Origin of the sequence: Streptomyces winkii (assembly GCF_032248595.1) — a bacterium.
GTDB classification, from domain to species: domain Bacteria; phylum Actinomycetota; class Actinomycetes; order Streptomycetales; family Streptomycetaceae; genus Streptomyces; species Streptomyces winkii.
On the sequence record NZ_JASTTH010000012.1, the window covers coordinates 58414 to 72693 of the forward strand.

The window sequence follows — 14280 nt, forward strand, 5'->3', positions numbered from 1 at the left end:
TCGGGAGCCGGTGCCGAGAGAGTGCCGGGAGGAGTGCCGAGAGGGGTGGGGGACATGAGTGTGACGGTCGTGCTGCGGCGCTCCGCGAGTCCTGCGACGGAGAAGGAGAAGAAGTCCGGGAGGAAGGCCCGCCGGGACCGGAAGGCCGCAGCGGCGGAGGACGGCCGGGCCCGGTACGAGATCGGGGGCACGGCCCTGGAGGCCGCGGGCTCCCCCGTCTACCTCGACCGTCAACTGCCGCCCGGCGGAGCCGAGGAGTACCTCTCCGCACGCAAGCGGGGTGTCCGCTCGTTCGCGATGTGGACCGATCCGTACCGGCGACGTCTCTGGGCCCGCGTCGTCACCGCCGCCGCTGCCGAAGGGCAGCCGGTCCGGTACGAGGTACGAGGCCCGGCGGGTGAGGACGTCGGCCGCATCACCCGTGAGCGGTCCTTCAGCGGCGGTCACGTCCGCACGCGCTGGACCGTGCAGCAGGCCGGTGGGCCCGTCGCCGTCGGATACAAGGGGCGATGGTTCTGGTGGTGCGTGTGGTGGCTGATCTCCCCGCTTCAGAGCGTGCTCGCTGTGCTGTGCGTCCTCGGTGGTGACGGCGACCTCTTCCGTACGCCGAGGCGGGTCCGCTACTTCGCCGGAAAGTCCCGCGTGCTCGACTACGGAAGCGGCTTCGAGGCCCGCCATCTGACGGCCGGGACGGAGGGCTGGGACCCGCGGCTGCTCGCCGCGCTGACGGCGTTGCACAGCAGCCACGACGGGGTCCTGGGTGATTCATGGGACACCGGACGCCACGAACCGCCCGCGGCGGGCGCCGAGTTGCTCGATGCCAAGACGTCGTCGCCGTCGCCGGAGGCCGGGGCGTAGGGGAAGGCCGGGCGTGGCGGCCTGAGTAGCCGAGAAAGACGAAGGGCAAGGAGAGTCTCCGCTCCTTGCCACTCTCAACGTATAGCGCGAGGGGGGCCTTGCGGCAAGCCCCCCGTCGTGCTCCAGAATTGCCGACCCAGGCCGGAACCTGCGGAAATCAGAGCTTCGCGACGTACGTGGGCTTTCGTCGGCGTGCGTGCACTGCCTGCACTGTCTGCACTGCCTGCACTGCGCGCGATGCGGGCGGGCGGTGCGGCTCCTCGCGGGGACGTCGGAACGCAGGTCGAACCCGGGAACCCGCGGCGCGGCCGCGGGGGTCCGGCGCGGAGGTGCGCGGAGTACGCAGTACGCAGCACCCACACCGCGCGAAGCAGCCGGCCGAATCCGACCTTGTCGAAAGTGGGGGGCTTTGATGATCGATGTGATCGTTACCGGCGGCGGACCGACCGGCATGATGCTGGCCGCCGAGCTGCGGCTGCACGGCGTGCGCGTGGTCGTGGTGGAGAAGGAGCCGGAGCCGGCCGCGTACGTGCGGTCACTCGGCATGCACGTGCGCAGTATCGAGGTGCTGGACCAGCGCGGCCTGCTGGACCGGTTCCTCGCACTCGGCAAGCGGCATCCGCTCGGCGGCTTCTTCGCCGCCCTCACCAAGCCCGCACCCGACGGGCTGGACACCGCGCATGCGTACGTACTGGGCATCCCGCAGCCCACCACCGATCGCCTGCTGGCCGAGCGCGCGAGCGAGCTCGGAGCCGAGATCCGGCGCGGCTGCGAGCTGGTCGGGCTGAGCCAGGACGAGGACGGGGTGACCGTCGAGCTGGCCGGCCGCGACGCCCCCGCGCAGTTGCGCGCCCGCTACCTCGTCGGCTGCGACGGCGGCCGGAGCACCGTGCGGAAGCTGCTCGGCGTCGGCTTCCCCGGTCAGCCCTCCAGGGCCGACACGCTGCTGGGCGAGATGGAGGTGGGCGTGCCGCCGGAGGAGGTCGCCGCGGTGGTGGCCGAGGTCCGCGAGACCGAGAAGCGGTTCGGCGTCGGGCCGTTCGGGGAGGGGGTGTACCGCGTCGTCGTACCGGCCGCGAAAGTGGTCGAGGACCGCTCGGTCGCGCCGACTCTCGACGAGTTCAAGAAGCAGCTCCGGGCATACGCCGGGACCGACTTCGGAGTGCACTCGCCGCGCTGGCTGTCCAGCTTCGGCGACGGCACGCGGCAGGCCGAGCGCTACCGCACCGGCCGGGTGCTGCTGGCGGGCGACGCGGCGCACGTCCACCCGCCGGCCGGCGGCCAGGGGCTCAACCTCGGCATCCAGGACGCGTTCAACCTCGGCTGGAAACTGGCCGCGGAGATCGGCGGCCGGGCGCCGGAGGGCCTGCTGGACACGTACCACGCCGAACGGCACCCGGTGGCCGCCGACGTCCTGGACAACACCCGGGCGCAGATGGAGCTGATGTCCTCCGAGCCGGGCCCTCAGGCGGTGCGGCGCCTGCTGTCGGAGCTGATGGACTTCGACGACGTGAACCGGTACCTGATCGAGAAGATCACCGCGATCGGAGTCCGCTACGACTTCGGCGAGGGGCACGAGCTGCTCGGCAAGCGGATGCGGGACCTGCCGCTGAAGCGGGGACGCCTCTACGAGCTGATGCACGACGGGCGCGGGCTGCTGCTCGACCAGACCGGCAGGTTGTCGGTCGCCGGGTGGGCGGACCGGGTCGGCCACGTCGTGGACGGCAGCGAGGAGCTGGACGTGCCCGCCGTGCTGCTCCGGCCGGACGGGCACGTGGCCTGGGTCGGGGAGGACCAGGCGGAGCTGCTCGGCCGGATGGAGAGGTGGTTCGGCGCACCGGCCGCTTGACCGCCCGGCGGGGACACGGCCGTGAGGCGGTGGGGCGGCGGCCAGGACGTGGGCTGAGGCGGTCACGAGCCTGCCGCCGAAAGACCCGGTCCCGGCGCCGGCCGCCTCCCCGGGGCCAAGTCCCGTACCGCGGCGGACGGTTGTACCGGAGTGACCGCCGCGGGCACCGGCCCCAGCAGGGCTTCTCACCCGCGGCGGAAGTTCAAGGTCACGACCACTCCCATTGCCGCGAGGCGCTGCTGGATGTGCAGCGTCTGCGGATCGTTCGGGCCGAAGAGGCGGGCGTAGTGCTTGAGGATGTCGATGAGAAGCGCGACCGCGTCGTCCTTGCGCCCGAGCGTGTGCACCGCCGCCGCCAGATTGCCGCCGACGGCGAGAGTCTCGAGGTCGTCCGCTCCGAAGGTCGCCACGTAGCGGGCGTACGCGCGGTCCAGCAGTTCGAAGCCGCGCTGCTGCTCACCGTGCTTGAACAGCACGGCGCCGAGCAGCGCGGCAGTGGTCAGGGCGTCGCCGTGGTCGGGCCCCAGGACGCGTTCCCTGCGTTCCAGCGTGTCTTCGAGCAGGGCGAGCCCTTCCTCCCATTCGTCGCCCATCACCAGGGCCGCGCCCAGGTTGTGGGCGTAGGCCAGGGTGTCCGGGTGGTCGGGGCCGTCGCGCCGCGTGCCGCGGTCGTACGCCTCGCGGTGCATGGCCTCCGCCTCGGGGATCAGCCCCATCTGGTACAGCGTGTGCCCCAGCGCGTCGTAGCAGGAGATCGTGATGGGGTCGGCGTGGCCGAGGAGGCGTTCGTAGTCGGAGAGCAGGGCGCGCATCTCCGGCTCGGCGCTCTCGTGGAGTTCGTGGTCGAGCAACTCCGCGACGCGTCTTTGCCGTTCGGCGGTCTCCGGGGGCAAGTCCGGGATGCCGTCGGCGGGCGGTGCGGCTGAACTCGCCGAGTTCGCCGAGTTCGCCGCGTGCTTCGTGTCCTTCGCGTCCTTGGTGTTCTCGGTGATCGCCGCCTCCGTGGTGTGCGTCGTCTCTGCCGTGTCCGTGGATGCAGATGCAGCTGCCTTGTCCGGGTTACGGCGTCCGATGCGCATGATGCGGACCTCGCTCTCGTAGTTCTCGTCACGGCAGCCGGGGAGCCCGGTCGGGAAGTCCGCCGGGGTCAGATCCCTGAGTGCGCGAACGGCGCCCAGACCACGGGCGCGTGGCCGTCGGCACGGAGCCGCCGGACGGTGCGGTAGACGGCCTCGGCGGCTCCTTCGGTGTGCAGGTCCCCGTCCCTGACGAGCGCACCGTAGAGATCCGCGCTCAGTTCGACGGCGGTGGTGGCGCCCACCGACCACAGGGTGCCGATCACCTGCCGCCACCCCGCGTACTGGAGCGCGCTCGCCATGGTGATCGCCTCGTCCGGGACGGCGGCTCCGCCGAGGGCGGTCTGGCAGGCGGACAGGAACACGAACTCGCCGTGCGGGTGCTGGTCGGCCCGCAGGTCGGCCACCGTCAACACGGCGTCGTGCAGGACGAGTCCGCCCTGCGAGGGGCGCAGCAGATCCTGTCCGCCGTGACAACTCAGATGCGCCCAGCGGTGGTTGCGCAGCGCGTCCCGTACGGCCGTGTGCGTGGCCTGGTCGCCCTGGAGCACCGTCGAGCCCGGCAACGCGCCGCGCAGGACGCCGAGTTCGTCCATGACCTGCGGCAGCGGCGGGTGGCCCGGGGTCGTCGGCATCGCCACGGTCAGCATCCGCTCCGGCGGCCGCGCGGCGCCGCCGCCAGGAGAGTCGCCGCCGGTGCCGCGGCTCGCGAGCAGCGCGCGCAGCGTCGGGGTGTACGACGGGGTCACCCGGTCCAGGACGCAGCAACCGGCATCCGCGCCGCCGCTCGCATCGCCGTCAGGGCCGGCGGCGCCCGCATCGGCCGGGCCGCCGGACGCCGGGAGCCCCGCGGCGTGCAGCGGCAGCAGAGCCAGCGGGCCCGTCGGGCACCACCACAGCCGGGGCAGGTCCCGGTCCCCGGCCGGTGGCCCGGTGTGGCCGAGCGCGGTGAGCACGGGATCGGCGATGTCCCGCCACAGCCACTCCAGGGTGCTGGTGATGAGAAGGTTCAGCTTGACCCGGGCGACGGCGTCGCGCGGCCCCTCCTCGTACTGGGCGAGCGCCGTGAGGTAGCGGTGCGCCCTGGTCAGCAGGGCGGGGTGGTCGAGTCCGTGGTCGAGTCCGCCGAGCGGTACGACCCGCGTTTCGTCTACGGTGACGATCAGCGCGTCGGTGCTCCACTGGCTGGAGACGATCACCACGACCGGCCCGTCGGCCGCCGCGCGGCGCAGCTCCCGCGCCCCGGCGGGGCGCCGGAAGCCGGAGAGCCCCGGCAACGACCGTATGCGGGCGAGGAGTTCGTCGCGTTCGGCCGCCAACGTCAGCCGGTGGTCGGCGATTCGCCCCCACCACCGCTCGGCGGACCCGGCCGCCGGTGAGGCGTTGAGCTCCCGTTCCAGCCGGGACAGGCGCTCGGCCGACGCCGGGTCCACGGCTTCCAGGGCGCTCATGTCCGTCCGCGCGTCGAGGAGTCGGGACCAGAGGACGCCGCGCCCCTGTTCCAGCAGCTCCAGAGCGCGATCCGGCTGGCCGGCGGCTATCGCGCAGCTCGCCGCCTCGGCCGACAGCCCGCTCCAGTACGTGAGCAGCCTCTCCTGTGCCGTCCGGTCCCGGGCCGGGGAGACGAGGGACGGCAGGATCTGGAGGGCCCGCGCGTAGTGTCCGGCCGCCGCGGCCCACTCGCCCCGCCGGCAGCGGGCGCGCGCCGCGTCACCGGCCGCCCGGGCGAGGACGGAGGGCTGTGCGGAGTCCAGCGAGACGAGCCCTTCCCACAGGGAGAGGGCGTCCTCGGCGTCCTCGGCATCGCCGATGTCGACCAGGAGCCGGGCGAGTTGGTGCACCGCCTCGCCGTGTCCGGGGTGTTCCGGCGGGGTCGCCTCGACGGCCTGCCGGGAGAGTTCGAGTGCCCGGTCGGCGTCCTGTCTCCGGCCGAAGAGGACGTAGTGGCTGTACGAGGTGTTGCTGAGGCCCTGCAGATACATGCCCCGGTCCGGGTGGTGGGGTCCGGCTCGCTCGACTGCCCGCAGTTGTGCCTCGTGGGCGTCGGTCAGGTCAGCCAGCTCTTCGGGGTCCGGCGCGGTCGCCGGGTCCCCTTCCTCCCTGAAGCGCTCCAGCCGGCGCCGGGCCGCTTCGGCGGCCAACTCGGTGACGCCGAACGGGGTGACGTCGACGAGCGAGCCGAACTGCCGGGCCATCAGGGCCTCGGCGAGGCTGGCGCTGTACGCGGCTGCCTGCGGTGCTCCCGGCGGGAGCGTGCGCACGGCCTGCCGGAAGACGTCGACGGCCTGGTCGAGGAGGTCCGGCCGCCGGGTGTGATCGGCCGCGGCGAGCAGCGCCTGCCCCCAGGTGTGCAGCCGCGCCGGGCGCCGGGGATCGTCGAACTGCGCCTTCTCGACGGCGGATTCGCCGACGGTGAGGGCGTCGTCCAGGTCCTGCGGGCTGCCGGTCTCGTCGAAGCGAGTGAGCAGCGCGGCACACAGGTCGGAGAGCGCGGCAGGCCGGTCGATGGAGTTCAGCGGGGTGGAGTCGACGGACTTGGTCAGCGACTCCACGGCCTCGTGGAGCTGCTGCGGATCACGGGTGAGTCCGTACAGCTTGTGCAGCGCCCCGCCGAGCAGGCCCCGTCGCTTGCCCAAGGTCGCGTCGCCGTCGGGGGTATCGGCCACCAGGCGCTTCAACTCGCCGACGGCCCGGTCGAGTTCGTCGCGGTCGCCGGTCAGGTCGAAGCGGCGCATGCGGGCGGCGGCCCGGTTTTCCTCCAGCATCCGCCGGTTCGGGTCCGGCGGTGGTGCCGTACGAAGCGCGCGGGAGAGAAGCCGGATCGCCTCCGTGACGGCGACGGCGTCACCGGTACGTGAGGACCGCGAAACCAGGGCCGTGCTGAGGTTGTTGAGGAGGCTCGGCAGATGAGGGTCGCCGGGGTCGACGGCGCGCAATGCCGTACGGGCCGTCCGCTCCGACGTTTCGAGATCCGCCGGGTCGCCCCGCTGCTCGTACCGCATGCGCAGCGCCAGGCTCAGGTTCGCCATGTCCCCGGCCCAGAACCGGTGTTCCTGCGAATACGCCTCGGTCGTCCCGCTGAACAGCTCGACGGCTTCGTCGAGCAGGCGGCCGTCCTCGTCCGCGACCTGCGCGCTCTTGAGGAGCTGGATCGCCCTGCGGCCCCAGTGCTCCGGGCCGAGGAAGCTGTGATCGATGAGCGGTCCCCCGGCGAGCAGCCGCCGCGCCTCGTCCGGGATCAGCCCCGGATCGGTGCCGCCGATCCGGGCGAACAGCAGGAGCGCGCCCCACAGTTCGTCGATCGGGGCGTCTGCGCCCAGCGCCCCGTGGCGTGACCAGTGCAGCCACGCCAGGGCGTGTGCGGCCTCGACGGAGGTTCCGTCAGGGGAGAGAAACGCACGCCAGAGACGCCCCGCACGGGGCAGCACCCCGGGGCCCAGCACGGCGCCGCGGTCGCCCGTCCGCTCGTACAGCTCCAGCCGCCCCCGTACGAAAGCCAGGGCGTCGTCGTCATCCCGCAACGTCACAACTTCCCCCGCTGACAGGCCTCTTGTTCTACCGTAAGCGACACGCGCCGCTCTGCGGCCCGCCCGCGAAGGAGTTCGTCAGCCTTGCCCACCTCCGAGGACCGATCCGCCGCGGCGTGGCTGTGCGCCGCCCTTCCGGAGCTGCGAGCCGGCGCTCTCGAGGACGAACAGGTGCTGGCCTGGATCGACGAGGCCGCAGCGGCCGTACGTGACGGCGAGTCGGCCGTCGCCGTGTGCCGCCGGCTGGGCTACCCGGTGCGCACCGAGCCCGACAAGCACTCCTCCGATCCGGCGGCCGGAAGCGCACTCGACGACTTCGGGCTGGACATCCCACGCGTCCAGGGCGACTACCACTGCCCGGCGGGCCGCTGCCCGCGCCGTGCCCGGCCGGACGCGGAGGGCCGGCAGCCGCTCTGCCAGGTCGACGGCGCCCCGATGGTCCTTCGCGCCGGGCTCGGGCCGTGAACGCGTTCGTGGCGGAGCTGGGCAAGCGGCTCGCGGACCGCTGGCTCAGCGCGCTGGTGCTGCCCGGGCTGCTCTTCGTGGCGGCGGTCTGCTGCGGCGCAATCCTGGGGCAGGCGGCGGCACTTGACGCGGCACGGCTCACCGGCGAGCTGACCCGGTTCGGCGACCGGCTCGGTTCCCGCCCGGCCGCGGCGGTTCTCACGGTGGCGGTCGGCCTGCTGGCCGCCACCGCGGCGGGGCTGGTTGTCCAGGGCCTGGCCGTGGGCGTACGAAGGGCGTGGGTCGCGCGCCGCCCGCACGGCCTGGTCGCCCGGCGAAGGGCACGGGCGGCGGCCGTACGGGAGCGGGACGGTCACCGCTACCCGGAGCGCTATCTCCCGGCCCGTGCAACGGAGATCGGGGACCGGTTCCGGCTGGTGGACGAGCGTGTGGACGCGCAGTACGGCCTGTCGGTGGCGCTCGTGTGGCCCCGGCTGTGGCTGCTGCTGCCGGAGACCGTACGGCCGGTGATCGGCGACGCGCACACTCGCTACCAGGGCTCGGCGGAGACGACCGCGTGGGGCCTGCTCACCGTGGCCCTCGGGCTGATGTGGTGGCCCGCCCTGCTCGTCGGCGGGCTCACCGTGCTGGTCGGCCACCGGAGGGGGCTGGCGTCGGGGGCGGCGCTCGCGGACCTCGTGGAGGCAGCCGTCGACAACCACCAGCGGCAGCTCGCCGAAGCGCTCGGAGTCGGCCTGCCGCACGGCCGGGTCACGCCGGCGGAGGGGCTGCAAATCAACGACATCCTCAACAAGCGGGCGTGACGGGGTCCTTGGGCCTTGCGTTGGGCCCCGCGTTCGGCCGGGCGTCGGGCCGGTGACGGGATGCCGGGGGTGACGGGAGTGCGGTCTGGAGCGTGGGCGTGCCGCTCCGTACACTCGCCGCAGAGGTATCCGCCCGGCCATGGGGCCGGGCGCTCCCGAGTTGGGGGAGAAAGGTGCGTGCCCGATGGGCAGCGTGCTGGTCTCCGCGGTCGCCGCGCTCGTCTACTCCGGAACGGTCTCGTTCCTGGCGTTCACGGCGACTTTCGCGCGTCGGGGGGAGTTGAGGCGGGAAGCGCGTTCCACGTTGGCCCTGGTCGTACCGGGCAGGACGGCGGAGCCGCAGCAGTCGCCGACTCAGCAGCCGTAGCACCTGGGGTGGCGTTCCGCCCCCGTGTTACCCGGTCGGGCGGAGCGCCGTCCCGGGCAACGGGCCCGGGCCGAGGGCGACTTCGGGCGTGGCGGCGGGGGCCGGAGGTTCACAAAGGCCCGCGCGAGAGCGCCGACGGCGGCGCAGGTGCCGGCGACTCGGCGAATTCCCCGGCTGGGAGACTGCGGCCATGTCGCAGGCGCAGCGCATCACGTACGTCACGTACGCCCGTATGGCCGAAGTCCTCACCGAACTCGGCATGGTCTCCCGGGAGAAGGCCCAGGGCGTCCTGGACGAGTTCGCCCGCATCGCACACGAGGAGCTGACGCCGCACAGCCACGTCGTCTCCGCCCTCGAATCCTTCGGAGTTGCCGTCGCCATCCACGCCGACGACGTCGACTTCGCCGACGAGCACTACGGGCGGCTCCTGAGCAGGGCCGCAGCGCTCACCGGCGGCACGGTCACCGTCTCCGGCTACCGCTTCGAGCGGGAGGACGAAGACGACGAGGACGACGGGGACGGCTTCGAGGAGGAGGACGGCTTCGAGGAAGAGGACGGCCGCGGCGTGATGCACTTCGAGCGCAACGGGGAGCCGCTCTCGTTCCCCGTGGAGCAGGAGTCCAACGACTACCTCGACATGGGCGCGGCACAGGCCGCCATCGAAGCACTCAGCCCGGACGACGACCGCGACTTCCGTCGCGCGGACAACGGCCCCGGAACTCCCCCGGGGAGGGCCGACGACATCATGGTTCTGGCCACGGCCGAGCAGCGCGAGGGGCTCCGGCGGCATCTCGGCATCACCTTCTGCGAACCGCTGTAAGCCCGAACGGGCACGCACCCGGAGCGAGCGCCGGCCCGCGCCGGGGCGCGGGGCCGACGGCACGCGTCCGTACGGCATCCGTTCAGCCTTCGTACGGCGTCCGTAAGGCGTCCGTACGGCGCGGGCCGGGCCCGCGCTCGTGTGTCCGACGCTCACTTCCGTCGTCCGTCGCGTGTCATGTCGGTGACGGACGCGGGTCCGTCGACGGCATGAGCCACACGAGCACACGACGAGCACACGAGCGGCAGGAGCATCCCATGACTGACGGCATGAAGACGGTCATCTTCCCCGTGGCCCATCTCGGGCAGTCCAAGGCCCTCTTCCGTGAACTCCTGGGTGTGGAGCCCTATGTCGACGAGGCGTACTACGTCGGGTTCCGGGCGGGCGGGCAGGAGATCGGCCTGGACCCCAACGGCCACAGCAAGGGCTTGACCGCCCCCGTCGGCTACTGGGAGGTCCAGGACATCGATGCGTCCGTGAAGGCGCTGACCGATGCCGGGGCGGACGTGTTCCAGCCGGTGGAGCACGTCGGCGGCGGCAAGAGGATCGCCGCCGTGCAGGACGCGGACGGCAACGTCATCGGTCTGGTGCAGGAGCCCTGAGGGTGGTGCGGCTCGCCCCGTTAGGTCGCTCTGCTCAATAGGTTGTACTGCTACCTAGGTTGTGGTCTCATCTCCGCATGGCGACCGAGAGACGAGCCAGCTGGCTCAAGGGCGTACTCGATCTGCTGGTGCTCGCCTGCCTGAGGGGCGGGGAGAGCTACGGATACGAGATCGCCAAGCGCCTCGACGAGGCCGGTCTCGGCCGGATCAAGGGCGGCACCCTCTACCCGGTGCTCAACCGGCTTGAGGAGGCGGGCCTGGTGCGGGCCGAGTTCCGGGCGACGGAGCGCGGACCCGGCCGGCGCTACTACCGGTTGACCGAGGAGGGCCGGGACGGCCTCAAGGAGCAGGGCGAGGCGTGGCTCGGCTTCCACGACGCGGTGCGGCGGATGCTCGAGAGCGGGGAGGAGAGCGGGCGATGAACGGCGCGGACGAGACGCATGAGACGGCCGGGACTGAGGGCGCGGGCGGCGCGGACGCCACCGGGACCGGGACCACCGGTGACACCTACTTCGAGAGGCTCGCCGTGCTGATGCGCGAGCGCGGAGTCCCGCAAACCCGCGTCGAGTTGCTGACGCGCGAGCTGGCCGCGTACGCCGACGAGGCGGGCGGCGAGGTCGCGGAGGAGTTCGGCCCGGTGGCGGAGCTGGCGGAGCAGCTGTCGGAGCGCGAGGCCACGGGCCTCACGGACGGTTCGGCGGCGCCCGGCGACGGCGCCGAGACGTGGGTGTGGACGGCCGACGCCTTCAAGGACGTGCGGCTCCTCGACCGGTTCGGGGGTCAGGGCTGGGAGGTCGAACGGCTCGACAAGCTCGGCCGGTTCGTGTGCCGCCGCGACCTCGAACACCCGATGCGCTGGGAGTACCGGCGCGAGACGGCAGGACACGTCAAGAGGGCGGAGAACACCGCCCGGTTGGGGCCGGACGGCTGGGAACTGTGCGGCGTGTGGGGCCCGTTCACGTACTACAAGCGCCCGGCCGCGGTGCACGACGGGCCCGCCGCGGCGCTGGCCGCGCCTCCCGCGCCGCCACGCAAGCGTGTCTACATCGGCAAGTGGATCTACGCCTGGATCGCGGCATGCGCACTGGCGGCAGTGGCCGTCGCCTGGTGGGGCGTGCGCACCACGGACTTCACCGACCCGAGCACCGTCGCCGGGGCCATCGTGGGTCTGACCGTGGCCGGGACGGCCGCGTGGGGGCTGTGGCGCTCGGCCCTGCGGAAGGGCGCGTCGGGCGGTGAATAGCCCCCGCGCCCGGCACCCCGTACGGGCTCTGCGCTGCGCGGCGCACCCCGAGACGGCTCGCAGATCCACCGGGCCCGTCCGTGACGCGTTGTAACCCGCCGTGGCACCTGCCAGAGTTCGTATGCAGGTGATGACACGGGAAATCAGGGGGTGTCGACCGGTATGGAGAGCAGTACGCAGTGGATTTACGCAGTGCTGGTACTTGTCACCATGCCTCCCGTGATTCCCAATTCCGCGCTGTTAGCCGGCGCGGGTGCCCTGGCCGCCGCGGGGAGTCTCAGCCTTCCTCTCCTGGTGCTGATCCTGCTGATCAGCACGGTCACGGGCGATTTGGGCGTGTTCCTCACTGGGCGCTGCTTCAGCAGCCGCTCGCTCGCCTGGCTGAGGAGGAACGCCAGGCGCAGATCGATGCTGCAGTGGACGGTCGAGCGGCTGAAGCGGTACGGGGTGCCCTCGGTGATCGCCGTGCGGTTCGTGCCGACCGGCCGGGGGCTGGGCGGGCTGACCGCCGGCGTCGTCGACTATCCGATGCGGAGCTACCTGCTCGGCGCTGTCATCGCCGAGGCCGTCTTCGTCTCGTCCACACTCGGACTGGGCTATCTGGGCGGCCAGTTGGCCTCGGGCGGTCTCGCCCCGCTGTTCATCGGGCCGGGAGTCTCACTGCTCGTCGCGGGGGTCACGCTGACGGTGCAGCGGGTCTGCCGCCGTCGGCCGAGTGGCCCCGCGCCGTGACGGAGCCGATGGGCGATCTCCCTTGATCGTGAGCTTCCCGGAACCGCCTCGCCGGGCGGCTCACCCGGGCCGCCCGTCCCCGCCCGTCCCCCCGCCCCGTCACCCGAACGGGTCCGGTCACCTGTGCGGGCGGGGGAGTCCGGTGCACCTTTTGTCCTATGCGGCACCGTAAGCCGAAGCGCAGGCGCCCCTCCAGGTACGTGTACGCGGCGCTCCTGCCGCTCGCGTTCGTCATCAGCTGGAACGAGCCCGTGCGGGATGCTGTGTCGCCCGCCGCCCACCGGTCGCACCACCGTGGTCCCGCCGAGGCGGACGCCCCGCGGCCGCGCATAGTCCCGCGCAGCGCCTGGCACGCGGACGAGAGCCTGGTGCGGGAGCGGGCCTCGGAGATGAAGAACGTGCAGGTCGTCTTCGTCCACCACACGAGCCAGCCCAACGGCTACGACTGCCACGAAGTGCCGCGCATGCTCCGGCAGTTGGAGAAGGAGCACGTAGAGCGGGGATGGGACGACCTCGGCTACAACTTCGTCGTCGACCACTGCGGCACCATCTACGAGGGGCGCTCGGGCGCCCTCGGCCGCTCCGTCGAGGGCGCGCACACGAAGGGCTTCAACGGACGCAGCCTCGGCATAGCCGCCATGGGCACCTTCGACGAGGGGAACGCGGTGCCGCGGCCGATGCTCCGCTCCATAGCCGCCGTCGCCGCGTGGAAGCTGCGCCCCGGCGCCGACGTGAGCGGCACGACGCGGCTCGTCTCCTCCAGCGGCGACAGCCGCTTCGACAAGGGTGAGCACGCGCGGTTCCACGTCATAGCGGGCCACCGGGACGCGTACGAGACGTCGTGTCCCGGCAAGGCGCTCTACGGCAAGCTCGGGGAGATACGGGACGAGGTCCAGCGGCTGAGGAAGCGGGCCGGGGACGGTGCCGACGGCCCGGGCCACCGTCCGTCGACGGAGCCGGACGGACGGTGACGGGACGGCCTCATGACCGCTCCCGCCCCGCCCGGCCGCCTGCTGTCCGGCGCCGCGCTCAGGCGGACTTCAGGAACTCCAGCAGGTCCTTGTTGAACACGTCGTGATGCGAGCCGTACAGCCCGTGCGGATAGCCCGGGTAGACCTTCAGGGCCGGGTCCTTGACGAGCTCCGCGGTCTTCGGTGAGGCCGCCTCGATGGGAACGATCTGGTCCTCGTCGCCGTGCGCGATGAAGACGGGCACGTCGATGCGGGTCAGGTCGTCGGTGAAGTCCGTCTCGGAGAACGCCTTCACGCAGTCGTACGACGCCTTGAGCGAGACGCTCATCGCCATCAGCCAGAACGCGTCACGCGTGCCCTCGGAGACGTCCGAGCCCCGGTTGGCTCCGTAGAAGGACGCCGTGAGGTCCTGGTAGAACTGCGAGCAGTCCTTCCGCACGCCCTCCCGTATCTCGTCGAAGACCTCGATGGGCGACCCCTCGGGGTTGGCGTCCGTCTTCAGCATCAGCGGGGGCACGGCGCTGAGCAGCACGGCCTGCGCCGCGCGCGACGTCCCGTGCTTGCCGAGGTAGCGCGCCACCTCGCCGCCTCCCGTCGAGTGCCCGACGAGCGTGGCGTTGCTGAGGTTGAGCGTGTCCATCAGCTGCGAGAGGTCGTCGGCGTAGGTGTCCATGTCGTGGCCGGTCCAGGGCTGGCCCGAGCGGCCGTGACCACGCCGGTCGTGCGCGATGACGCGGTAGCCCTGGGAAGCGATGAAGAAGAGCTGCGGATCCCAGACGTCCGCGGTCAGCGGCCAGCCGTGGCTGAAGACGACAGGGCGTCCGGATCCCCAGTCCTTGTAGAAGATCTCGGTCCCGTCCGCGGTGGTGATGGTGCCCATGGCTGGACTCCTTCCTTCGTCCGGTTCTGCCGGGTCCGTTCCCGTGTCAGTCGGGAGGGGGACTCGTTTCCCACCGTCGCAAGCGAC

At 72.2% G+C, this 14280-nt stretch carries 14 protein-coding genes; 11 read left to right on the forward strand and 3 right to left on the reverse strand.

Annotated features, from left to right (window positions below; genetic code table 11):
* Window positions 1-54: 54 nt before the first annotated feature.
* Both QQM67_RS29320 and rox read left to right on the forward strand, forming a co-directional pair.
* A complete protein-coding gene (locus QQM67_RS29320) occupies window positions 55-858 on the forward strand; it encodes a hypothetical protein (RefSeq protein WP_314178207.1) in 804 nt (267 codons plus the stop codon).
* Between the two features lie 412 nt (window positions 859-1270).
* Window positions 1271-2707 (forward strand): rifampin monooxygenase, encoded by a 1437-nt coding sequence (gene rox / locus QQM67_RS29325; protein WP_314178211.1) that lies wholly within the window; start codon window positions 1271-1273, stop codon window positions 2705-2707.
* 185 nt (window positions 2708-2892) lie between these two features.
* Here rox and QQM67_RS29330 read toward each other — a convergent pair whose 3' ends face one another.
* Together QQM67_RS29330 and QQM67_RS29335 are read right to left on the reverse strand one after the other, a co-directional pair.
* Window positions 2893-3786, reverse strand: a complete 894-nt coding sequence (locus QQM67_RS29330) for a tetratricopeptide repeat protein (RefSeq protein WP_314178213.1) — start codon at window positions 3784-3786, stop codon at window positions 2893-2895.
* A gap of 68 nt (window positions 3787-3854) precedes the next feature.
* Window positions 3855-7310, reverse strand: coding sequence for a CHAT domain-containing protein (locus QQM67_RS29335; RefSeq protein ID WP_314178216.1), 3456 nt, complete (start codon window positions 7308-7310; stop codon window positions 3855-3857).
* An 84-nt stretch (window positions 7311-7394) separates the two neighbouring features.
* Between QQM67_RS29335 and QQM67_RS29340 the strand changes: the two genes are divergently transcribed.
* From QQM67_RS29340 to QQM67_RS29380, 9 genes are all read left to right on the forward strand, one after another.
* The gene (locus QQM67_RS29340; RefSeq protein WP_314178217.1) at window positions 7395-7775 is read left to right on the forward strand and encodes a hypothetical protein; all 381 of its coding nucleotides are present in this window, start codon (window positions 7395-7397) and stop codon (window positions 7773-7775) included.
* Window positions 7772-8578 (forward strand): hypothetical protein, encoded by an 807-nt coding sequence (locus tag QQM67_RS29345; RefSeq protein WP_314178218.1) that lies wholly within the window; start codon window positions 7772-7774, stop codon window positions 8576-8578. Before QQM67_RS29340 ends, QQM67_RS29345 begins: the two co-directional genes overlap by 4 nt.
* Before the next feature lie 184 nt (window positions 8579-8762).
* Window positions 8763-8945, forward strand: coding sequence for a hypothetical protein (locus QQM67_RS29350; protein WP_314178220.1), 183 nt, complete (start codon window positions 8763-8765; stop codon window positions 8943-8945).
* 190 nt (window positions 8946-9135) lie between these two features.
* Window positions 9136-9765, forward strand: a complete 630-nt coding sequence (locus QQM67_RS29355; RefSeq protein ID WP_314178222.1) for a hypothetical protein — start codon at window positions 9136-9138, stop codon at window positions 9763-9765.
* 257 nt (window positions 9766-10022) lie between these two features.
* On the forward strand, window positions 10023-10367 hold the full coding sequence (locus QQM67_RS29360; RefSeq protein ID WP_314178224.1) for a VOC family protein: 345 nt from the start codon (window positions 10023-10025) through the stop codon (window positions 10365-10367).
* A gap of 77 nt (window positions 10368-10444) precedes the next feature.
* Window positions 10445-10789 carry a PadR family transcriptional regulator gene (locus tag QQM67_RS29365; protein WP_314178225.1) on the forward strand — a complete coding sequence of 115 codons (345 nt, stop codon included), beginning with the start codon at window positions 10445-10447 and terminating at the stop codon, window positions 10787-10789.
* Window positions 10786-11610 (forward strand): hypothetical protein, encoded by an 825-nt coding sequence (locus tag QQM67_RS29370; RefSeq protein ID WP_314178227.1) that lies wholly within the window; start codon window positions 10786-10788, stop codon window positions 11608-11610. The genes QQM67_RS29365 and QQM67_RS29370 overlap by 4 nt, the downstream gene beginning before the upstream one ends.
* Before the next feature lie 219 nt (window positions 11611-11829).
* Complete coding sequence (locus QQM67_RS29375) at window positions 11830-12342, forward strand: VTT domain-containing protein (RefSeq protein WP_314178229.1); 513 nt, start codon at window positions 11830-11832, stop codon at window positions 12340-12342.
* A 158-nt stretch (window positions 12343-12500) separates the two neighbouring features.
* The gene (locus QQM67_RS29380; protein ID WP_314178231.1) at window positions 12501-13313 is read left to right on the forward strand and encodes an N-acetylmuramoyl-L-alanine amidase; all 813 of its coding nucleotides are present in this window, start codon (window positions 12501-12503) and stop codon (window positions 13311-13313) included.
* 58 nt (window positions 13314-13371) lie between these two features.
* Here QQM67_RS29380 and QQM67_RS29385 read toward each other — a convergent pair whose 3' ends face one another.
* Window positions 13372-14193, reverse strand: a complete 822-nt coding sequence (locus tag QQM67_RS29385) for an alpha/beta fold hydrolase (RefSeq protein ID WP_314178233.1) — start codon at window positions 14191-14193, stop codon at window positions 13372-13374.
* Window positions 14194-14280 lie beyond the last annotated feature (87 nt).